Source organism: Bradyrhizobium sp. SZCCHNR1017, assembly GCF_032381375.1.
GTDB lineage: Bacteria > Pseudomonadota > Alphaproteobacteria > Rhizobiales > Xanthobacteraceae > Bradyrhizobium.
The window spans coordinates 1-19,158 of record NZ_JAUHIR010000013.1; the positions used below are offsets into that span (position 1 = coordinate 1).

Annotated in this window: 20 protein-coding genes; 12 read left to right on the forward strand and 8 right to left on the reverse strand. The window is 66.2% G+C overall.

Annotated features, from left to right (window positions below):
• Positions 1-501 precede the first annotated feature (501 nt).
• A complete protein-coding gene (locus tag QW863_RS26795) occupies positions 502-1,035 on the reverse strand; it encodes a GNAT family N-acetyltransferase (protein WP_315753701.1) in 534 nt (177 codons plus the stop codon).
• Positions 1,036-1,140: 105 nt separating this feature from the next.
• Between QW863_RS26795 and QW863_RS26800 the strand changes: the two genes are divergently transcribed.
• The 9 genes from QW863_RS26800 to QW863_RS26840 all read left to right on the forward strand — a co-directional run bounded on the left by QW863_RS26800 (position 1,141) and on the right by QW863_RS26840 (position 7,756).
• Positions 1,141-1,740 carry a superoxide dismutase gene (locus QW863_RS26800; protein WP_315753699.1) on the forward strand — a complete coding sequence of 200 codons (600 nt, stop codon included), beginning with the start codon at positions 1,141-1,143 and terminating at the stop codon, positions 1,738-1,740.
• A 176-nt stretch (positions 1,741-1,916) separates the two neighbouring features.
• Positions 1,917-2,303 (forward strand): fluoride efflux transporter CrcB, encoded by a 387-nt coding sequence (gene crcB / locus QW863_RS26805; RefSeq protein WP_315769269.1) that lies wholly within the window; start codon positions 1,917-1,919, stop codon positions 2,301-2,303.
• Positions 2,304-2,498: 195 nt separating this feature from the next.
• Positions 2,499-2,705 (forward strand): hypothetical protein, encoded by a 207-nt coding sequence (locus QW863_RS26810; protein ID WP_315769270.1) that lies wholly within the window; start codon positions 2,499-2,501, stop codon positions 2,703-2,705.
• Positions 2,705-3,466, forward strand: coding sequence for an ABC transporter ATP-binding protein (locus QW863_RS26815; protein ID WP_315753694.1), 762 nt, complete (start codon positions 2,705-2,707; stop codon positions 3,464-3,466). The genes QW863_RS26810 and QW863_RS26815 overlap by 1 nt, the downstream gene beginning before the upstream one ends.
• Positions 3,463-4,335 carry a metal ABC transporter permease gene (locus QW863_RS26820; RefSeq protein WP_409977973.1) on the forward strand — a complete coding sequence of 291 codons (873 nt, stop codon included), beginning with the start codon at positions 3,463-3,465 and terminating at the stop codon, positions 4,333-4,335. Before QW863_RS26815 ends, QW863_RS26820 begins: the two co-directional genes overlap by 4 nt.
• A gap of 11 nt (positions 4,336-4,346) precedes the next feature.
• Positions 4,347-5,222: a metal ABC transporter substrate-binding protein gene (locus QW863_RS26825; RefSeq protein WP_315716533.1), complete on the forward strand. Its 876-nt coding sequence runs from the start codon at positions 4,347-4,349 to the stop codon at positions 5,220-5,222.
• A gap of 70 nt (positions 5,223-5,292) precedes the next feature.
• The gene (locus QW863_RS26830; protein ID WP_409977974.1) at positions 5,293-6,333 is read left to right on the forward strand and encodes a CobW family GTP-binding protein; all 1,041 of its coding nucleotides are present in this window, start codon (positions 5,293-5,295) and stop codon (positions 6,331-6,333) included.
• Positions 6,333-7,352 (forward strand): WD40 repeat domain-containing protein, encoded by a 1,020-nt coding sequence (locus QW863_RS26835; RefSeq protein ID WP_315716535.1) that lies wholly within the window; start codon positions 6,333-6,335, stop codon positions 7,350-7,352. Before QW863_RS26830 ends, QW863_RS26835 begins: the two co-directional genes overlap by 1 nt.
• Before the next feature lie 83 nt (positions 7,353-7,435).
• Positions 7,436-7,756: a hypothetical protein gene (locus QW863_RS26840; RefSeq protein WP_315753688.1), complete on the forward strand. Its 321-nt coding sequence runs from the start codon at positions 7,436-7,438 to the stop codon at positions 7,754-7,756.
• Positions 7,757-7,914: 158 nt separating this feature from the next.
• On the opposite strand, the gene QW863_RS26845 is transcribed toward QW863_RS26840, so the two are convergent.
• From QW863_RS26845 to QW863_RS26870, 6 genes are all read right to left on the reverse strand, one after another.
• On the reverse strand, positions 7,915-9,339 hold the full coding sequence (locus QW863_RS26845) for a homospermidine synthase (RefSeq protein WP_315769275.1): 1,425 nt from the start codon (positions 9,337-9,339) through the stop codon (positions 7,915-7,917).
• A 73-nt stretch (positions 9,340-9,412) separates the two neighbouring features.
• Entirely contained in the window at positions 9,413-9,802 is a 390-nt protein-coding gene (locus QW863_RS26850; protein ID WP_315716538.1) for a RidA family protein, read from the reverse strand.
• A gap of 96 nt (positions 9,803-9,898) precedes the next feature.
• Positions 9,899-10,060, reverse strand: a complete 162-nt coding sequence (locus tag QW863_RS26855; protein ID WP_315753684.1) for a hypothetical protein — start codon at positions 10,058-10,060, stop codon at positions 9,899-9,901.
• Positions 10,048-10,641, reverse strand: coding sequence for an N-acetyltransferase (locus tag QW863_RS26860; protein ID WP_315769277.1), 594 nt, complete (start codon positions 10,639-10,641; stop codon positions 10,048-10,050). The genes QW863_RS26855 and QW863_RS26860 overlap by 13 nt, the downstream gene beginning before the upstream one ends.
• A 178-nt stretch (positions 10,642-10,819) precedes the next feature.
• Positions 10,820-11,962, reverse strand: a complete 1,143-nt coding sequence (locus QW863_RS26865) for a type III PLP-dependent enzyme (RefSeq protein ID WP_315716540.1) — start codon at positions 11,960-11,962, stop codon at positions 10,820-10,822.
• 674 nt (positions 11,963-12,636) lie between these two features.
• Positions 12,637-12,897: a hypothetical protein gene (locus tag QW863_RS26870; protein ID WP_315716541.1), complete on the reverse strand. Its 261-nt coding sequence runs from the start codon at positions 12,895-12,897 to the stop codon at positions 12,637-12,639.
• A gap of 132 nt (positions 12,898-13,029) precedes the next feature.
• Between QW863_RS26870 and QW863_RS26875 the strand changes: the two genes are divergently transcribed.
• Genes QW863_RS26875 through QW863_RS26885 form a run of 3 tightly spaced genes read left to right on the forward strand, consistent with a single transcriptional unit; the run spans position 13,030 to position 16,959 of the window.
• Positions 13,030-15,111 carry a M3 family metallopeptidase gene (locus QW863_RS26875; RefSeq protein WP_315753680.1) on the forward strand — a complete coding sequence of 694 codons (2,082 nt, stop codon included), beginning with the start codon at positions 13,030-13,032 and terminating at the stop codon, positions 15,109-15,111.
• A 10-nt stretch (positions 15,112-15,121) separates the two neighbouring features.
• A complete protein-coding gene (locus QW863_RS26880; protein WP_315753765.1) occupies positions 15,122-15,757 on the forward strand; it encodes a DUF1007 family protein in 636 nt (211 codons plus the stop codon).
• Positions 15,754-16,959, forward strand: a complete 1,206-nt coding sequence (locus QW863_RS26885) for a nickel/cobalt transporter (protein ID WP_315769279.1) — start codon at positions 15,754-15,756, stop codon at positions 16,957-16,959. Before QW863_RS26880 ends, QW863_RS26885 begins: the two co-directional genes overlap by 4 nt.
• A 141-nt stretch (positions 16,960-17,100) precedes the next feature.
• Here the strand turns inward: QW863_RS26885 and shc are convergent, their stop codons facing one another.
• Positions 17,101-19,152 (reverse strand): squalene--hopene cyclase, encoded by a 2,052-nt coding sequence (gene shc / locus QW863_RS26890; protein WP_315769281.1) that lies wholly within the window; start codon positions 19,150-19,152, stop codon positions 17,101-17,103.
• Between the last annotated feature and the right edge of the window lie 6 nt (positions 19,153-19,158).

Genomic DNA, 19,158 nt, shown 5'->3' on the forward strand with positions numbered 1-19,158 from the left:
GCCACCGGCATTCCCTGCGCGACGGTCTTCACGCTTATACGCAGTCTCCCTGGTGCGCCGGGCTTGTTGGCCACCATCCCCAGCGCCATGCGTGAGCATTGCGCCAGGTTGACACCAGCTTCGGGGTGCCAGGACGCTGCGACTTCACGTCCGCGTGCTACCGTTCGTCCGCACGCCGATAAGCATGCTGCGGCAGCAACGCGGCCATCGCATCCCCACCTCGCGTGTCGTGACGATCGCGCGCTACGCCCCTCTGCGGTGAGGCGGGATGCCGGGATACAAGCATGATTTCTTGAAAAACGCAAGCGAATTATTTTTTTCGGAATACGGGCCATGTGCTCCGCTGTCGTCCCGGCCTCGAGCGGGGACCCATCCTCCGCAGCGGACATCATGGGCAAAGTGCCGTGACCAGCGTGCCTCAAACGTCTGCCTGGGGGTAGGTCGTCCCGGATTTGCGCGCGCGTACCGCGCGCTTGTCCGGGACGACAGGGGAGAGCGGCCTCACCACGGCAATCCGCAGAGGTCGATGGTGCCGCGGGTCGGCGCAGTGCGCTTGACGTCGTGCACGAGCGCAGACAGCGTGTCGAAGCGGATGCGGCCCTGGTCGGGCTGCTCGGCGTAGACGTCGCCGTCGAACGGGATGAAGCCCCTTGCGCCGTAGAAGGCGATGCGATCCGGCGCGCAGAACAGCACGGCGTAGTTGATCGAGTCTTCGTGCCGCAGGGTCTGGATCGCGGCGTTGAGTCCCACGGTGGCCAGGCCACGATTGCGCACGTCCGCGCGCGTCAAAACGCCGCCGATGCCGCCGATGTTGACGTTCTGCCCGTTCCATTTCACCAGGCGGCGATAGATGCCGACGTGGCAGAGCAGGTCGCCGCTCTCGTCTTGCACCAGCACGCGCAGATCGGCATGCGCAAAAGTGATACCTGCCCAGGGTAGGCTCGCGACCACCTCGGGCGGCCAGATCGCGTCATACAGCGGCTTCGCCAGCGGCCAGGACGTGTCTCCATTCAGGACCTCGATCTCGATGCTCATCAAAACGGCTCGCTTTTTCCAGAATCACAGTGTTTAGGACTGCGGAACCTTCTATAAGGAGGTCCCGTTAAATCCCGTCTTCCCACAAGTTGCGGAACCGACCCCATGACCTTTACGCTCCCCCCTCTGCCTTACGCCTACGAAGCCCTCGGCCCCTACATGTCCAAGGAGACGCTCGAGTACCACCACGACAAGCATCACCAGGCCTATGTGACCAACGGCAACAATGCGATCAAGGGGACCGAATTCGAAGGCAAGTCCCTCGAGGAGATCGTCAAGGGCTCGTTCGGCAAGAACCCCGCCGTGTTCAACAATGCCGGCCAGCATTTCAACCACATCCATTTCTGGTCCTGGATGAAGCCGAACGGCGGCGGCTCCAAGCTGCCCGGCCGGCTCGAGAAGAAGATCGACGAGGATCTCGGCGGCTTCGAGAAGTTCAAGGCCGACTTCGCGGCCGCCGGCGTCGGCCAGTTCGGCTCGGGCTGGTGCTGGCTCTCGGTCAAGAACGGCAAGCTCGAAATCTCCAAGACCCCGAACGGCGAGAACCCGCTGGTGCACGGCGCGACCCCGATCCTCGGCTGCGACGTCTGGGAGCACTCCTACTACATCGACTATCGCAACCGCCGTCCCGACTATCTGAAGGCGTTCGTCGAGAACCTGATCAACTGGGATTACGTCGACGAGCTCTACGGCAAGGCGATCTGATCGCTGACGCAAGCAAGTGACCAGGGCGGCGGCTTCGGCTCGCCGCCCTTTTTCATGGCAAGGCTTTTGACGAGGGCGATCCTTGCAAGAGCGGCGCCCTTGCGGCAAGAGTTTTGCTCCATTCGCGACGAGGGCAGGGCATTCCGTCTCTCGATGCGGTCTGCAGGTAAGGTCCCGTGAATCAACTGGTCGGATTCTTTCTCGTCTTCTTCGGCGGCGGCTGCGGCGCCTCGCTACGGCACGCGATCAACATGGTCAGCGCCAAGGCATTCGGGACGGACTTTCCGTACGGCACCTTCATCATCAACATCACCGGCTCGACCGTGATGGGTCTGATCGCCGGGTATCTCGCCTTCAAGGGCGGCGCGACCCAGCATTGGCGGCTGTTCCTGATGACCGGCATTCTTGGCGGCTACACCACGTTCTCGGCGTTCTCGCTCGACACCGCGCTGCTGTATGAGCGGGGCGCGTTGGGACTGGCCGCGGTCTATGTGCTGGGCTCAGTGGGGATCTCCATCGCCGGCCTGTTCGCCGGCCTGGCCCTGGTGCGGTATTTCAGCTGACGCGCTGGTTGACGGGAGGCGGTCTCTCTCCGCCGTCATTGCGAGCGCAGCGAAGCAATCCAGAATCCCTCCGCTTGGGCAGCCTGGATTGCTTCGCTGCGCTCGCAATGACGGGGTGAGACCACGACCTCCGATGCCACAAACGCCCCGCCTGCGGTGGACAGCAGTGATGTTATAATGTAACATTGTGACGAAATGACCCAACCAGCCCTCCATAGCCACGGCCATTCCCACGCGCACGGGCCTGGTCACGGCCATGCCCACAGCCACGGTCCCGCGGCGCCGCATCCGGCGCAGCCCGCGCCGTGGTCGATCCTGCGCATGCCGGTGACGACGCGGCTCGGCGCGGCGCTGGCGGCGAGCGCGGTGCTCTGGCTGATCGTCTGGCTGGCGATGCGATGATGACGGCCATGGTCCAGCTGCAATTCCGCGACGTGACCCTGGGCTACGACCGCCACCCCGCCGTGCATCACCTTACCGGTGAGGTCGCGACAGGGGCGCTGCTCGCCGTGGTCGGCCCCAACGGCGCCGGCAAGTCGACGCTGTTTCGCGGCATCGTCGGGCTGTTGAAGCCGCTCGCCGGCACCATCGCCGCGGCCGGCCTGAAGCCGCGCGAAATCGCCTATCTGCCGCAGATCGCCGATATCGACCGCTCCTTCCCGATCTCGGTGTTCGATTTCGTCAGCACCGGACTGTGGCGCAGCACCGGCATGTTCGGCGGCATCGGCGCGGCCGCGCGCGAGAAGATCGCGCAGGCGATCGCGGCCGTCGGCCTCACCGGCTTCGAGGGTCGCGGCATTGGCACGCTCTCGGGCGGCCAGATGCAGCGCATGCTGTTCGCGCGCGTGCTGCTGCAGGATGCCCGCGTGATCGTGCTCGACGAGCCGTTCAATGCGATGGACACGAAGACCTCGGCCGACCTTCTGCAACTGATCGAGCACTGGCATGGCGAGCGGCGCACCGTGCTGGCGGCGCTGCACGACATGGACATGGTGCGCGCGCATTTCCCGCAGACCCTGCTGCTGGCGCGCGAGGCCGTGGCCTGGGGACCGACGGCGGAGGTGCTGACCGCCGACAATCTGTCGCAGGCGCGTCGGATGTGCGAGGCGTTCGACGATGCCGCCGCGCCCTGCGTGCCGGCGCAAGCCTCCAAGGCGGCATGATGCTGCGCGAGGTGCTGTTCGCTCCATTCTCGGATTTCGAGTTCATGCGCCGCGCGCTCGCCGCGGTCATCGCGCTGTCGCTCGGCTCCGGACCGATCGGCGTCTTCCTGATGCTCAGGCGCATGAGCCTGGTCGGCGACGCCATGGCACATGCGATTCTTCCCGGCGCGGCGATCGGTTTCCTGCTGTCGGGTCTCAATTTGTTTGCGATGACGACCGGCGGCCTGATCGCCGGCTTTGCCGTGGCGCTGCTATCGGGCCTCGTCTCGCGCTCGACCGGGTTGAAGGAGGACGCGTCGCTCGCGACCTTCTATCTGGCGTCACTGGCGATCGGCGTCACCATCGTCTCGGTCAAGGGCACCAACGTCGATCTCTTGCACGTGCTGTTCGGCAACATCCTGGCGATGGACGACCCGACCTTGCTGATGGTCGCGACCAACGCCACCATCACGCTCGTCGTGCTCGCCGTGATCTACCGCCCGCTGGTCGTCGAGAGCGTCGATCCCTTGTTCCTGCGCACCGTGAGCCGCGCCGGTGCGCCGGCGCATCTGATCTTCCTCGCCCTGATCGTCGTCAACCTCGTCAACGGCTTCCAGGCGCTCGGCACCTTGCTTGCGGTCGGCCTGATGATCCTGCCGGCGGGGATCGCCCGGTTCTGGTCGCGCGACGTCACGCCGATGATCTGCATCGCGGTCGCCTCTGCGATCGTCTCCGGCTATGTCGGGCTGGTGCTGTCGTTCCAGACCCGCATTCCCTCGGGGCCTGCGATCATCCTGGTCGCGTCCTTGCTCTATCTCGCCTCGGTGCTGTTCGGACGCGTGGGCGGCGTGCTTCCGCAACTGTTTCCGGGACGCCACCTCGAAGCCTGAAGTCGATGCCCATGAAACGCCTGTTGTCCGCGCTGAGCCTGTTGTTTGGCCTTGTTCTGATTGTCCCCGCATCGGCCGAGACCCGGCTGAACGTCGTCACCAGCTTCTCGATCCTCGCTGACTTCGTCCGCCAGGTCGGCGGCGACAAGGTCAATGTCGCCTCGCTGGTCGGGCCGGACAGCGACGTGCACGTCTACACGCCGACGCCGCACGATGCGAAGGATGTCGGCGCCGCGCAGCTCCTGATCGTCAACGGCCTCGGGCTGGAGGGCTGGCTGCCGCGGCTGCAGCAGGCCTCCGGCAGCAAGGCGCCGATCGTCGTCGCCACTCAGGGCATTACCCCACGCAAGCGCGGCTCGGATGCCGATCCGCATGCCTGGCAGTCGGTCGGCAATGCCAAGGTCTATGTGAAGAACATCCGCGATGCGCTGGTCGCGGCCGCCCCCGCAGACGCGGAGGTCTTCAAGGCCAATGCGGAGCGCTATCTCGGCGAGCTCGATGCACTCGACCGCGAGGTCCGCGCCGAGATCGACAAGATCCCGGTCGAGCGGCGCAAGGTGATCTCGACCCATGACGCCTTCGGTTATTTCGCCGATGCCTATGGCGTCGCCTTCATCGCCCCGCTCGGCGTCTCCACCGAGACCGAGCCGTCGGCCCGCGACGTCGCCGAGATCATCCGCCAAGTGAAAAAAGCGGGGATTCCGGCCGTCTTCCTGGAGAATTTCAACGACGACCGGCTGGTCGGCCGGATCGCCGCCGAGACCGGCGCGAAGATCGGCGGCACGCTGTATTCCGATGCCCTGAGCGAGGAAAAGGGCCCCGTTCCCACTTACATTGCCATGGTCCGGCACAATATAAGGGCTCTGACGAGCGCGCTGGTCCGTTAGGGTTCTCGAGCCCTCGCGGTAGTGCGCTTTTGAGCCATTTTCGACGCGATCTGAGGTTTTCGGAGTGAGCATGTCCGACGCGAGCAAGACACCAGTGACGGTCCTGACCGGCTATCTCGGGGCCGGCAAGACCACGCTTCTGAACCGCATCCTCTCGGAAGACCACGGCAAGAAGTACGCCGTCATCGTCAACGAATTCGGCGAGATCGGCATCGACAACGACCTCATCGTCGGCGCCGACGAGGAAGTGTTCGAGATGAACAATGGCTGCATCTGCTGCACCGTGCGCGGCGATCTCGTGCGCATCATCTCCGGCCTGATGCGCCGCAAGGGCAAGTTCGACGCGATCATCGTCGAGACCACGGGGCTCGCCGATCCGGCGCCGGTGGCGCAGACCTTCTTCGTCGACGAGGACGTGCAGAAGAACGCGCGGCTCGACGCGGTCGTGACGGTGGCCGACGCGAAGTGGCTCTCGGACCGGCTCAAGGATGCGCCGGAGGCGAAGAACCAGATCGCGTTTGCCGACGTCATCGTGCTCAACAAGACAGACCTCGTCACCAAGCCGGAGCTCGCCGAGGTCGAGGCGCGCATCCGCGCCATCAACCCCTACGCAAAGCTGCATCGCACCGAGCGCTGCCAGATCGCGATCGCGGATGTGCTGGAGCGCGGCGCGTTCGATCTCGACCGCATTCTCGAGATCGAGCCGCAATTCCTCGAAGCGGGCGACGATCACGATCATCACCACCATGATCACGACCACGGCCATGATCACCATCATCATCACGATCACGGCCTGAAGCACTATCACGACGAGGAGATGCAGTCGCTGTCGCTGCGCTCCGACAAGCCGCTCGATCCGTCGAAATTCATGCCGTGGCTGCAGAACCTGGTGCAGACCGAGGGCGGCAAGATCCTGCGCTCCAAGGGCATCCTGTCGTTCCAGGACGATGACGACCGCTACGTCTTCCAGGGCGTGCACATGATGCTCGAAGGCGATCATCAGCGGAAGTGGAAGCCCGACGAGGCGCGCCAGAGCCGCGTCGTCTTCATCGGCCGCGAGCTGCCGGAAGACGCCATCCGCGAAGGCTTCGAACGCTGCATCGTGACCTGATGACGTCGTTCGACCAGGGCGGCGAGGCCGCATCGATCGTCTCCGTCACCGACAAGGTGAAGCCGGTCTCGCTCGGCATGGCCGTCACGGCCGTGCACTATCTCGGCGATCGCGCCGCCTTCGTCGGCACCGAGGAGAGTGTCGCTGTCGTCGACGGCGACGGCGAGATCAGCAAGGTGGATGTCACCGGCGGCGGCATCCTGTCGGCGGTGTCGGACGGATCGCGCATCCTGATCGGCGGCGATGACGGCAAGGTCTCGTCGCTCGACAAGGCGGGCAGCGTCAGCGTGCTCGTGACCGATCCGAAGCGGCGCTGGATCGACAACGTCGCGCTTCATCCGGATGGTGCGATCGCCTGGTCGGTCGGCAAGACCGCGTTCGTGCGTCAGCCCAAGGGCGAGGAGAAGTCGCTCGAGGTGCCGTCGACTGCGGGCGGACTTGCGTTCGCGCCGAAGGGCCTGCGGCTTGCGATCGCGCACTACAACGGCGCCACCTTGTGGTTTCCCAACATGGCGGGCGAGCCGGAATTTTTAGGCTGGGCCGGCTCGCATCACGCCGTCACCTTCAGCCCGGACAACAAGTTCCTGGTCACCGCGATGCACGAGCCGGCGCTGCATGGCTGGCGGCTCGCTGATAGCAGGCACATGCGGATGACCGGCTACCCCTCGCGGGTGAAGTCGATGTCCTGGGGCAGCGGCGGCCGTTTCCTGGCGACCTCGGGTGCCGACATGGTCATCCTCTGGCCGTTCGTCGGCAAGGACGGCCCGATGGGCAAGGAGCCGGCGATGCTGGCGCCGATGAAGGCCAAGGTCACCGCGGTCGCCTGCCATCCCAAGCAGGACATCCTGGCCTGCGGCTACGAGGACGGCACCGTGCTGATGGTGCGGATGCAGGACGGCGCCGAGATCCTGGTGCGGCGGAACGAGACGCCGCCGATCGTGGCGCTGGGCTGGAATGCCGCGGGAACGTGGCTCGCTTTCTCCGATGAAAGCGGCGAGGCCGGGCTGCTGCGGCTCTGATGAGGCACTGGGGCGCAGACCCCGATGGAACCTCGCAGGCGCGTGACCGTTGTTCCGCACACATAGGATGCGGATGACAAGCCATGGCCTCGATCAACAGCAAACAGACGTTGCGCCGGGACATGCTGCTGGCGGCGGGCCTGTTCGTCCTCGGCGTGCTCGTGGCCGTGGTCTCGCTGACCGAGATCAAGGCCAATCACCTCGACCAGATTGCGCAGGCGACGCCCTCGGCCTCGCCTGAACCGTCAGCGACCCCGGCCGAGTCCAAGCCCGGCGGCACGCGCCCGACGACGCCGGCGCCAGAGCCCGCGCGCCCTGACGTGGAAGCTCAAAAGGAAGGCGCCAAGCCGGCGCTGCCGCCGGCCCCGGCCGAGAAGATCGCGCCGACGATGGAGCGGAAGTAGCTCGCTGTAGCAACGGCAGAGCGCGAGAGAGTTCGCGTGCTGCTTCCACGTCGTCATGCCCGGGCTTGTCCCGGGCATCCACGTCGTTCAACTGCGCGGCTTCGTGGATGGCCGGGTCAAGCCCGGCCATGACGGAGGAGAGAGTGCGGCCCAGCCAGTCATCGCACCAGGATGTTCCGGAACTGCCACGGATCGGACGTGTCGATATCCTCCGGGAAAAGCCCCGGGCGGTCGTTCAGCGGGGTCCAATCCGTGTAGTAGCCCTTCACCGGGCCGAGATAGGGCGACTGGATCTCGAGGCAGCGGCGGAAGTCCATCTCGTCGGCCTCGACGATGCCGGCGGTCGGGTTTTCCAGCGCCCACACCATGCCGGCGAGCACGGCGGATGACACCTGCATGCCGGTCGCGTTCTGGTACGGCGCGATGCGGCGGGTCTCCTCGATCGAGAGCTGCGAGCCGTACCAATAGGCGTTCTTGCCGTGGCCGTAGAGCAGCACGCCGAGTTCGTCGATGCCGTCGACGATCTCGTTCTCGTCGAGGATGTGCCACTTCCCCTGCATCTTGCCGGTGGCGCCGAAGATCTCGTGTAGCGACAGCACCGCGTCATTGGCCGGGTGATAGGCGTAGTGGCAGGTCGGGCGGTACACCACCTTGTCGCCGTCGCGCACGGTGTAGTAGTCGGCGATCGAGATCGACTCATTGTGGGTCACCAGGAAGCCGTATTGCGCGCCCGGCGTCGGACACCACGAGCGCACGCGGGTATTGGCGCCCGGCTGCAGCAGATAGATCGCGGCACCGCAGCCTTCGCTGTGGCGGCGGCCGTTCTCCGGCATCCATGTCTCGTGCGTGCCCCAGCCGAGCTCGGCCGGCTGCATGCCCTCCGAGACGAAGCCCTCGACCGACCAGGTGTTGACGAACACGTCCATCGGCTTCGGATTCCTGGAGCGCTGCGTGTCACGCTCCGCGATGTGGACGCCCTTGACGCCGAGCTTCTGCATCAGCTGCGCCCAGCCCTCGCGGCTCTTCGGCTCGACGATCTCGGTCTTGGTGTCCTTGGCGATGTCGAGCAGCGCCTGCTTGACGAACCAGGACACCATGCCGGGATTGGCGCCGCAGGTCGAGACGGCGGTGGTGCCGCCGGGGGTCTTGCGGCGGGCGGCGAGCAGCGTCTCGCGCAGCGCGTAGTTGGAGCGCTGCTCGACCCCCATCTGCTTGTCGAAATAGAAGCCGGCCCACGGCTCGACGACGGTGTCGATGTAGAGCGCGCCGATCTCGCGGCACATCGTCATGAGGTCGACCGAGGAGGTGTCGACCGACAGGTTCACGCAGAAGCCCTGGCCGCCGCTCGCGGTCAGCAACGGCACCAGCAGCTCGCGGTAATTGTCGCGGGTCACGCCCTGCTGGACGAAGCGGACGCCGTGCTTCTTCGCCAGCGCGCCGTCGTCATGCGGATCGATGATGACGAAGCGGCTCTTGTCGTAGTCGAAATGGCGTTCGATCAGGGGCAGGGTGCCCTTGCCGATCGAGCCGAAGCCGATCATCACGATGGGGCCGGTGATCTTCGCGTGGATCTGCGAGCTCATGAATGGTTCTCCGCGAAAGGTGCGTGGGATGGATGGATTCAGGCGGCGCGCCGCCCTCGGATGCCGCGCCGCGTTAGCGGCTGCGGCGCTTGGCGGTGACTTCGATTTCCACCTTCATCTCCGGCTTGAGCAGCGCCGCGACGACCAGCAGCGTTGCGGCGGGGCGGATGTCGCCGAGGACTTCGCCGCAGACCGCAAAATGGGCATCGGCGTCGTTGACGTCGGTGAGGTAGTAGGTCGCGCGGACGATATCGGCCATCTCGAAGCCGCCCTCCTGCAGGGCAGCGGCGATGGTCTTGAAGCAGTTGCGTGACTGGCTCGTGACATCGGCCGGCATCGTCATGGTGGTGTAGTCATAGCCGGTGGTGCCGGCGACGAAGGCGAAGTCGCCATCGATGACGGCGCGGCTGTAGCCGGCGGTCTTCTCGAACGGTGATCCGGTAGAGATCAGGCGGCGGGACATGGCGGACCTCGTGGGGGGATTTTCGGGGGTTAAAGAGCTTTTGCTGCACCTGCGCAACCCCTGGCGGGGCGGGCAGGACGCGGCCTGCCGGCATGCCTAACGCGGGCGGGTGACGTCAGGTCCGGCGGGCGGCGTGCTGGACCAGCGCCTGACCACGATGTCGCGGACGATCATGATCCCGAGCAGGATCAGCAGGAGCGTCGGTAGCAGTGTCCGCCGCTGCGGCGCAGTCGCCGCCCTGGCCTTCACGCTGCGCATCGCATCGGCCGCTCGCGACGCGAGCGGCGGGCCTTGCGTTCGGCAGCGCCGGTCGCGACGATCATGCCCGACGCGCCGTCCAGCGCGCCTTCGACCAGTTCGAGCCCGAGCAGGCGCTCGCGCGCGAACGCGCCGGGCAGCTCCAGCGCGGCGGTCTGCGCGACCGAGAAGCCGAAGCGGGCGTAATAGGGCGCATCGCCGAGCAGGATCACCGCGCCATGGCCGCGCGACGCCGCGATCATCAGCGCGGCATTCATCAGCGCAGCGCCAACGCCGAGGCTGCGCGCCTCGGCCGCGACCGCCAGCGGCCCCAGCATCAGCGCGTCGCGTCCGCCGGCGCTGACGTGCCACAACCGCAGCGTTCCCACCAGCGCGCCGCCGCGCACCGCCGACAAAGCGAGGCCCGCGGCGGGCGCGCGTCCGTCGCGCAGGCGCTGGCAGGTGCGCTCATGGCGATTCTCGCCAAAGCACAGGTCGAGCAGCGTCTCGCGCGCCGCGACGTCGGAGGCCCGTTCGCTGCGGATCACGAACGGAGCGGCAGTCCGAGAGGGCGCAGTCGAGGGGATGCGAAAAGCGGTCATGGCACGTCAGTCCTCGGCCTGCGCGGCAAGCCTTCGCCCGCGCGCAAACACGTGATGTCAGGTTGAAGGTGACGGTCTATCGCTCCCTCCCCCGCTTGCGGGGGAGGGTCGGGGTGGGGGAACGCCCCACCCGAGGCTCTTAGCCTATCTCACCCGCGCGCGGGCGAGGGCCGCCGGATCAGATGTGATAGGTCTTCAGCGGGGGGATGCCGTTGAAGGCCACCGACGCATAGGTCGACGTATAGGCCCCGGTCCCCTCGATCAGCACCTTGTCGCCGATCGAGAGCGTCACCGGCAGCGGATACGGCAGCTTCTCGTACATCACGTCGGCCGAATCGCAGGTCGGGCCGGCGAGCACGCACGGGGTCATCTCCGCGCCCTCATGCGGGGTGCGGATCGCGTAGCGGATCGACTCGTCCATCGTCTCGGCGAGGCCGCCGAACTTGCCGATGTCGAGATAGACCCAGCGCAGCTCGTCCTCGTCGCTCTTCTTCGAGATCAGCACCACTTCCGACTCGATGATCCCCGCGTTGCCGACCATGCCACGGCCCGGCTCGATGATCGTCTCCGGGATCTGGTTGCCGAAATGCTTGCGCAGCGCGCGGAAGATCGAGCGGCCGTACTGCACGACCGGCGGCACGTCCTTCAGGTACTTGGTCGGGAAGCCCCCGCCCATGTTGACCATGGTCAGGTTGATGCCGCGCTCGGCGCAGTCGCGGAACACCGTCGAGGCCATCGCCAGCGCGCGGTCCCACGCCTTCACCTTGCGCTGCTGCGAGCCGACATGGAACGAGATGCCGCACGGCTCCAGGCCCAGCCGCTTGGCCAGGTCCAGCACTTCCACAGCCATCTCCGGATCGCAGCCGAACTTGCGCGACAGGGGCCATTCGGCGCCGGCGCAATCGTACAGGATGCGGCAGAACACCTTGGCGCCGGGCGCTGCGCGCGCGATCTTCTCGACCTCGGCGGCGCAGTCGACCGCGAACAGGCGGATGCCGAGCGCATAGGCGCGCGCGATGTCCCGCTCCTTCTTGATCGTGTTGCCATAGGAGATGCGGTCAGGCGTCGCGCCGGCGGCCAGCGCCATCTCGATCTCGGCGACCGTCGCCGTGTCGAAGGACGAGCCGAGCGAGGCGAGCAGCGACAGCACTTCCGGCGCCGGGTTGGCCTTGACCGCATAGAACACGCGGCTGTCCGGCAGCGCGCGAGCGAAGCTCATGTAGTTGTCGCGCACGATCTCGAGGTCGACGACGAGACAGGGCTCGTGGTCCAGACCTTCCTCGCGGCGGTTGCGCAGGAATTCCCGGATACGTTCGGTCATAGCACCCTCCAAACGGCCCCAGCGACGGAGACCCGTTCAAAATGATCCCGACACGGGTGCCTTGGCGTTGCCGCCCGATGGAAAGGCGACAAAACCTCGAACCCGTAGCCGAATTGTGCTGCCGTGGATTGGTTGGGAATTTCCCGCCCGCACACCTGGCAATGAAGGACAAGCCTTTTCAGTAGCCCGCGCCGGCTTTGGACTGCCGGTAGAGACCAAAAAAGCCCGATCCGTCGTTGCTTTAAGTCGCGTCCCCCGTTGAGAGCGGGGTGCGCCGGTTCGCCTCCGGCTGCCAGTCACGGTTGCAAAAGACGAGGTGACCTTCAGCGGCATCTCTTGAGAGAGATGCTGGGCTCTGGAGCATGACGATCTCGATCATGGTGATCTTGATCGCAACGATCCGAGGGCCCCTCGGTTCCTCATCCCTTGGCGGCTGTCCGGCCTCTTGTCCGGATACCTACCGACTGACACACGACCACAGGCACGTGCGAAATTGGGCAGAAGCGGAAATAAGCGTTTTGAATTTCGTTCGCAAGGAATTTTTGGGCGCCGGGAAAGATTTCCCTAATCTGTGCTTACGCGACACACATGCTGCGCTGATCTCTGAACGAACGTTAAGCGAGCTTAAACTTTCGTAACGCGCTCACGCTTGCAGGACAGTGTTTTTACGCTGTTCACGCGCGCCTGGTGAACGGCTCGATGCGCTGCGCGCCGCGGATGAAGCCGATCATCACGAACACGCCGATCGCGAACAGCACGGCCTGAACGATGTGCGCGCCGCCGTCGCCGAGCCCGAACAGAATCGCGAGCGCCCAGCCGCCGGCGAAGGCCGCACCGAACACTTCGGCACCGATCAGAATCGCCGCCGAGATGACGGTGATCACGGTCGGCCAGGCGATCTGGCGGCCGGCTTTGGAGGTGGTCTCTGCGTTCATGGTCCAGGGTCCTGTTGCGGGCCGCAATCTCTCCGAAAAGGCCCGGCCCTTCAAGGGGAAATGACCCAAAAAGAGCCAGCTCCATGATATGAGGGGCGCATCGAACTTCCGGGAGAGGACGGACCCCAGCCGATGTCAGACACCACCGCTGTGATCGACGCCCAGACCAATCCGCTGCTCGTGGCCTGGGAGACCCCGCACCAGACACCGCCCTTCGACGCGATCAAACCCGAGCACTTCCTGCCGGCCTTCGAGCGCGCTTTCGCCGACCACGCCGCCGAAATCACCGCGATTACCCATGATCCGGCCGAGCCGGACTTCGCCAACACCATCACGGCGCTGGAGCGCTCGGGCAAGCTGCTGTCGAAGGTCGCGGCTGTCTTCTACGATCTGGTGTCGGCGCATTCGAACCCGGCGATTCTGGAGATCGACAAGGACGTGTCGCTGCGGATGGCGCGGCACTGGAACCCGATCATGATGAATGCCGTGCTGTTTGGCCGCATCGCGCTGCTCTACGACAACCGCAAGGACCTCAAGCTCACCGGTGAGGAGCAGCGGCTGCTGGAGCGCACCTACACCCGCTTCCGCCGTGCCGGCGCCGGCCTGTCCGACGACGACAAGGTGCGGATGGCCGAGATCAACGAGAAGCTCGCCCAGCTCGGCACCACCTTCAGCCACCACGTGCTCGGCGACGAGCAGGACTGGTACCTCGAGCTCGGCGAGGACGACCGCGCCGGCCTGTCCGAGAGCTTCGTGGCTGCCGCCAAGGCTGCGGCGGATGAGCGCGGCATGCCCGGTAAGGCGATCGTGACCCTGTCGCGCTCGTCGGTCGAGCCGTTCCTGCAGAGCTCAGGCAGGCGCGACCTGCGCGAGAAGGTGTTCAAGGCCTTCACCGCGCGTGGCGACAATGGCAATTCCAACGACAACAATGCCGTCATCGGCGAGATCCTGTCCCTGCGCGAGCAGGCCGCCAGGATCATGGGCTTTCCCAACTTCGCCGCCTATCGCCTCGAGGATTCCATGGCGAAGACGCCGGAGGCCGTGCGCGGGCTGCTGGAGCGCGTCTGGAAGCCGGCGCGCGCCAAGGCGCTGGCCGACCGCGACCAGCTGCAGGAGATGATCACGGCGGAGGGCGGCAACTTCAAGCTCGCGGCCTGGGACTGGCGCTATTACGCCGAGAAGCTGCGCCAGGCGAAGGCCAACTTCGACGACGCCGCGATCAAGCCGTATCTCTCGCTCGACAACATGATCGCGGCCGCCTTCGATTGCGCGACCCGGCTGTTCGGCATCACCTTCGCCGAACGCAAGGACATCCCGGTCTGGCATCCGGACGTCCGGGTCTGGGAGATCAAGGACGCGCAAGGCCGCCACAAGGCGCTGTTCTATGGCGACTACTTTGCCCGCTCGTCGAAGCGCTCCGGCGCCTGGATGACCTCGCTGCGCGACCAGCAGAAGCTCGACGGCGATACCGCGCCCTTGATCATCAACGTCTGCAACTTCGCCAAGGGGGCCGACGGACAGCCGTCGCTGCTGTCGCCGGACGATGCCCGCACGCTGTTCCACGAGTTCGGCCACGGCCTGCACGGCATCCTGTCCAACGTGACCTATCCGTCGCTGTCGGGCACTGCGGTGTTCACCGACTTCGTCGAGCTGCCGTCGCAGCTCTACGAGCACTGGCAGGAGCGTCCCGAGGTGCTGCAAACCTTCGCGCGCCACTACCAGACGGGCGAGCCGCTGCCGCAGGACCTGCTCGAGCGCTTCCTGGCCGCGCGCCGCTTCAACCAGGGCTTTGCCACCGTCGAGTTCGTCTCCTCGGCGCTGATCGATCTCGAATTCCACACCCAGCCGGCAGCGGCGTCGAAGGACGTGCGTGCGTTCGAGCGGGCGGAGATGGAGAAGATCGGCATGCCGCCGGAAATCGCGCTGCGTCACCGGCCGACCCAATTCGGCCACATCTTCTCGGGAGACCATTATGCGGCGGGCTATTACAGCTACATGTGGTCGGAGGTGATGGATGCGGATGCCTTCGGTGCCTTCGAGGAAGCCGGCAACATCTTCGATCCGGCGGTCGCCAAGCGGCTCCACGACAATGTCTACGCCTCCGGCGGCTCGCTCGATCCGGAAGCGGCCTACATCGCCTTCCGCGGCCGCGAGCCCGAGCCCGACGCGCTGCTGCGCCGGCGCGGCCTGCTCGACGTTGCCAAGGCGGCTTGAGATGAAGGGGATGGCGCTGGTCCGGTTCGTCCTCGCTGCGCTGACGCTCGTGCTCGGCGCGAGCGTGGCGAGCGCCCATCCGCATGTCTGGGTCACCGCGACCAGCCAGCTGCTCTATGCGGCCGATGGCTCGGTGACCGGCGTGCGGCACGCCTGGACCTTCGACGACATGTTCGCGACCTATGCGCTGCAGGGCCTCGAGACCAAGCAGAAGGGCGTCTACACCCGCGAGGAGCTGGCGCCGTTGGCGCAGACCAACGCCGAGTCGCTGAAGGAATATGCCTACTTCACCTTCCTCAAGGCCGACGGGCGCAAGCAGAAGCTCGAGGACCCCGTCGACTATTACCTCGAATACAAGGACACCAAGCTGACCCTGCACTTCACCCTGCCGCTGAAGGCGCCGGTGAAGACGAAGCAGCTCCAGGTCGAGGTCTACGATCCCAGCTATTTCATCGATTTCCAGATGGCGGAGAAGGATCCCGTCACGCTGGTCAGCGCTCCCTCGGGCTGCAAGTTCGGCCTGGTGAGACCGAGCGACGGCGGCTCCGTCGCGCAGACCATGAACGAACAGACATTCCTGAGCGGCGGGGCGAACGCCAATTTCGGAATGAATTTCGCCAACAAGATCTCAGTGGAATGTCCATGACGCCTCGCCCCAGCTCTGCCCGACCGCTCCTTACCTGCGCCGCGATCGTCGCTGTGCTCATTTCCGCGCTCTTGGCCGCCGACGCCGCCTCGCATGTGCTGCTCGCCAAATCGCCGTTCGGCGCGCCGGCCGAGCCGCAGGTCGGCGGCATCGTCGGCTGGCTGCTCGCCAAGCAGTCGGAGTTCTACCGGCAGATGTCGGGGGCGATCCGCTCGGCCAAGCAAGATGGCTCGGCGGTGTGGTGGCTGCTGGCGATCTCGTTCGCCTACGGCATCTTTCATGCTGCGGGCCCCGGCCACGGCAAGGCGGTGATCGCGTCCTATCTCGTCGCCAACCAGGAGACGGCGAAGCGCGGCATCGTGCTGTCGTTCGCCTCGGGCCTGATGCAGGCGCTGGTCGCGGTCGTCATCGTCGGCATCGGCGCCGTGGTGCTCAATGCCACCGCGGCCACGATGTGCAGCGCCGAGAAGGTGGTGGAGATCGCGAGCTACGGGCTGATCGCGCTGCTCGGCGCGCGCCTGGTCTGGGTCAAGGGCGCGGCGTTCCTGCGCACCTGGCAGCCGGCGGCGCCGGCATTGGCGCTGGCCGGTGCGCCCGCGGCCGCGGTGGCGCCGTCGACCCATGATCATAGCCATGCGCATGATCACCAGCATCGCGTGCCTCATCATGATCATCACGGTCATGACCATCATGGTCACGACCACCACGGCCACGATCATCATCACCACGATCATGCGCACGCCCATGCTGCGGCGGCGCATGGTTCCGCCGCTCACGATCACGTCCACCACGATCACGTTCACGGCGATGACTGCGGTTGCGGCCATTCCCACGGGCCCGCGCCGAGCGAGCTCGCCGGTCCCGGCGGCTGGCAGCGCGGCTTTCAGGCGATCTTCGCCGCCGGCATCCGCCCGTGCTCGGGCGCGATCCTCGTGCTGGTGTTCGCCTTGGCCCAGGGCATGTTCTGGGCCGGCGTCGCCGCGACCTTCGTGATGGGCATGGGCACGGCGGTGACCGTCGCGACCATCGCGGTGCTCGCCGTCGCCGCCAAGGACGTCGCACGCCGGCTCAGCGCCGGCCGCGAGGGCGGCGGCGCCCTGATCATGCGCGGCCTGGAATTCGGCGCCGCCGGTCTGGTGCTGCTGTTCGGCGCGGGCTTGTTGCTGGGCTACATCGCGGCGGAACGCACGACCTGCTTCTGAGCGGGCGCGGCTGAGCTGTTCGCTTCCGTCCCCTATGTTTACCCCGATGCCGCGGCCAGTCCCTGCAGCGCGCTGTCCTACATGCCCTCTCCCACAAGGGGGGAGGGCGCATTCACGGGCACGCGCGGAGGCGATGAGTTGTTAGTGCCCCTGTGGCCGCAGCGCGCGGCCCAAGGCCATCAGCGGGAAGTAGTGGCGGTACATGCCGTAGCGGAGCATGAAGGCGCGGGACAGCTCCGGGCCCTGCATCAGCCGCTCCTGCAAAGAGGGATCGGTCAGCTTGATGGTCTGGCCGACGCCGTAGCCGGGGAAGCCGGTGCCGGTGAATTCCGGCTCGTCCCAGGTGCCGGCCGACTGGCGCTCGACCAGCCACATGCAGCCGCGCTCGATCGCCTCCTTGTCCTGCGGACGGTTGGCGGCGAGCAGGGCCATCAGCGCCCACGCCGTCTGTGACGCCGTGGTGGTGCCGCGGCCGACCGCGCTGACATCCATGTAGGAGGCGCAGCTCTCGCCCCAGCCGCCGTCCGGCTGCTGATGCGCGACGAGCCAGTCGCAGGCGCGGCCGATATAGGGTTGCGTCATGTCCTCGCCGATCGCGGCCAGCGCCGGCAGCACCGCGCCGGTGCCGTAGACGTAGTTGACACCCCAGCGGCCGAACCACGGGCCGCTCGGCTCCTGCTCCCGTCGGATGTAGTCGAGCGCGCGCACCATGGCCGGATGATTGCGCGAGATGCCGAGCTTGCCGAACGCCTCGACGATGTGGGCGGTGACGTCGACCGACGGCGGATCGAGCGCCTCGCCGTAGTCGCAGAACGGAATCTTGGTCAGGATCTGCTGGTTGTTGTCCTTGTCGAACGCGCCCCAGCCGCCGCCCTGGCTCTGCATGCCGATCAGCCAGTCGACGCCGAGCTGAATCGCCTCGTCGATGCCCTTGGCTTGCCACTTCGGATCATGCCGCAGCGGCGCCAGCGCGATCAACGCCACGGCGGTGTCGTCCGTGTCGGGATAATAGTTGTTGGCGTATTCGAATGCCCAGCCGCCCGGCTTGACGTGCGGTAGCTTCATCGACCAGTCGCCGGGCACGCGGACCTGGCGGTCGAGCACCCAGTCGACCGCCTTGTCGACGGCCTCGGGGTAATCGCCGAGCACGCCGGCATCGTCGAAGGCGAGCAGCGTCAGGATCGTGTCCCACACTGGACTGTTGGTCGCCTGGATGTAGGTGGCGTCGCCGACATCGACGCGCCAGCCGGGATCGTTCAGGGCATCGAGGCCCTTGGCGAGAACGGGATGATTGAGCGGATAGCCCTCGGCGTAGAGCGCCATCAGGCCGTAGATCCAGGGCGGCTGGATGCCGCCCCAGGCGCCGTCGAAATCCTGGTGGCGGATCATCCATTCCAGCACGCGGCTGGTCGCCGCCGGGCGGAACAGGCCGAGATTGAGCTTGTTGCCGAGGTTCTGCAGGGCATGCAGCACCTTGTCGGCGCCGCGGAAGAACCTGTCCCAGCCGCCGGCATTGGCCTTGACCGGCAGGTCATAATCGAACGCGTTGCGCCCATGTGGAAACAGCGCGTCCAGCCGGTTCTCGGGCGGCAGCGGCCGGCTCGGCCGCCGCGCCGACAGCACCGCGATCGGCATCAGGGTTGCGCGTGCCCATTGCGCAAAATTATAGATCGAGAACGGAAACCAGAGCGGAAACCAGATCACCTCGGGCGGGATGTTGGGGGTCTTCTCCCACGGCCATTCGCCGATCAGCGCCAGCCAATAGCGCGTGAATACGCGAATGTTGCGCAGGCCCCCCTTGGCTTCGATCCATTCGCGGGCGCGGCGCACCGGCGGCTCGTCGTCGCGGAAGCCGAGCGAGCGCAGCGCGGCATAGGCCTCGACGGTCGCGTTGATGTCGCCATTGGGGGCGCCGAAATAGACCTGCCAGGCGCCGTCCGGGCGCTGGCTGTCGAGCAGCGACTGGCCCAGGCGCTTGCGCAGCGGATGCTCCTCGAGCCCCATGAACCACAGCGCCAGGCACCATTGCGCCTCCATGCAGGCGTTGGATTCGGCGCGGCCGACCCAATGACCGTCGGGCTTCTGGTTGGCGATCAGCCAGTCCGCGGCCGCCCGCACCGTCGATTGCAGGGCGGTCTGGTAATTTCCCGGGTCGCGCGGCGCGCGCGCGGGGGCCGAGCTGGTCAAAGTCATCACGAT

Bases quoted from the DNA above. Each gene is read 5' to 3' on its own strand.
- QW863_RS26850 (WP_315716538.1), bottom strand. From the start codon at position 9,802: ATGTCCCGCCGCCTGATCTCTACCGGATCACCGTTCGAGAAGACCGCC.
- QW863_RS26870 (WP_315716541.1), bottom strand. From the start codon at position 12,897: ATGAACGCAGAGACCACCTCCAAAGCCGGCCGCCAGATCGCCTGGCCG.
- QW863_RS26825 (WP_315716533.1), top strand. From the start codon at position 4,347: ATGAAACGCCTGTTGTCCGCGCTGAGCCTGTTGTTTGGCCTTGTTCTG.
- QW863_RS26875 (WP_315753680.1), top strand. From the start codon at position 13,030: ATGTCAGACACCACCGCTGTGATCGACGCCCAGACCAATCCGCTGCTC.
- QW863_RS26840 (WP_315753688.1), top strand. From the start codon at position 7,436: ATGGCCTCGATCAACAGCAAACAGACGTTGCGCCGGGACATGCTGCTG.
- QW863_RS26885 (WP_315769279.1), top strand. From the start codon at position 15,754: ATGACGCCTCGCCCCAGCTCTGCCCGACCGCTCCTTACCTGCGCCGCG.
- QW863_RS26845 (WP_315769275.1), bottom strand. From the start codon at position 9,339: ATGAGCTCGCAGATCCACGCGAAGATCACCGGCCCCATCGTGATGATC.
- QW863_RS26865 (WP_315716540.1), bottom strand. From the start codon at position 11,962: ATGACCGAACGTATCCGGGAATTCCTGCGCAACCGCCGCGAGGAAGGT.
- QW863_RS26820 (WP_409977973.1), top strand. From the start codon at position 3,463: ATGATGCTGCGCGAGGTGCTGTTCGCTCCATTCTCGGATTTCGAGTTC.
- QW863_RS26810 (WP_315769270.1), top strand. From the start codon at position 2,499: ATGACCCAACCAGCCCTCCATAGCCACGGCCATTCCCACGCGCACGGG.
- QW863_RS26830 (WP_409977974.1), top strand. From the start codon at position 5,293: ATGTCCGACGCGAGCAAGACACCAGTGACGGTCCTGACCGGCTATCTC.
- QW863_RS26835 (WP_315716535.1), top strand. From the start codon at position 6,333: ATGACGTCGTTCGACCAGGGCGGCGAGGCCGCATCGATCGTCTCCGTC.
- QW863_RS26795 (WP_315753701.1), bottom strand. From the start codon at position 1,035: ATGAGCATCGAGATCGAGGTCCTGAATGGAGACACGTCCTGGCCGCTG.
- QW863_RS26855 (WP_315753684.1), bottom strand. From the start codon at position 10,060: ATGCGCAGCGTGAAGGCCAGGGCGGCGACTGCGCCGCAGCGGCGGACA.
- QW863_RS26800 (WP_315753699.1), top strand. From the start codon at position 1,141: ATGACCTTTACGCTCCCCCCTCTGCCTTACGCCTACGAAGCCCTCGGC.
- QW863_RS26815 (WP_315753694.1), top strand. From the start codon at position 2,705: ATGACGGCCATGGTCCAGCTGCAATTCCGCGACGTGACCCTGGGCTAC.
- QW863_RS26860 (WP_315769277.1), bottom strand. From the start codon at position 10,641: ATGACCGCTTTTCGCATCCCCTCGACTGCGCCCTCTCGGACTGCCGCT.
- QW863_RS26880 (WP_315753765.1), top strand. From the start codon at position 15,122: ATGGCGCTGGTCCGGTTCGTCCTCGCTGCGCTGACGCTCGTGCTCGGC.
- shc (WP_315769281.1), bottom strand. From the start codon at position 19,152: ATGACTTTGACCAGCTCGGCCCCCGCGCGCGCGCCGCGCGACCCGGGA.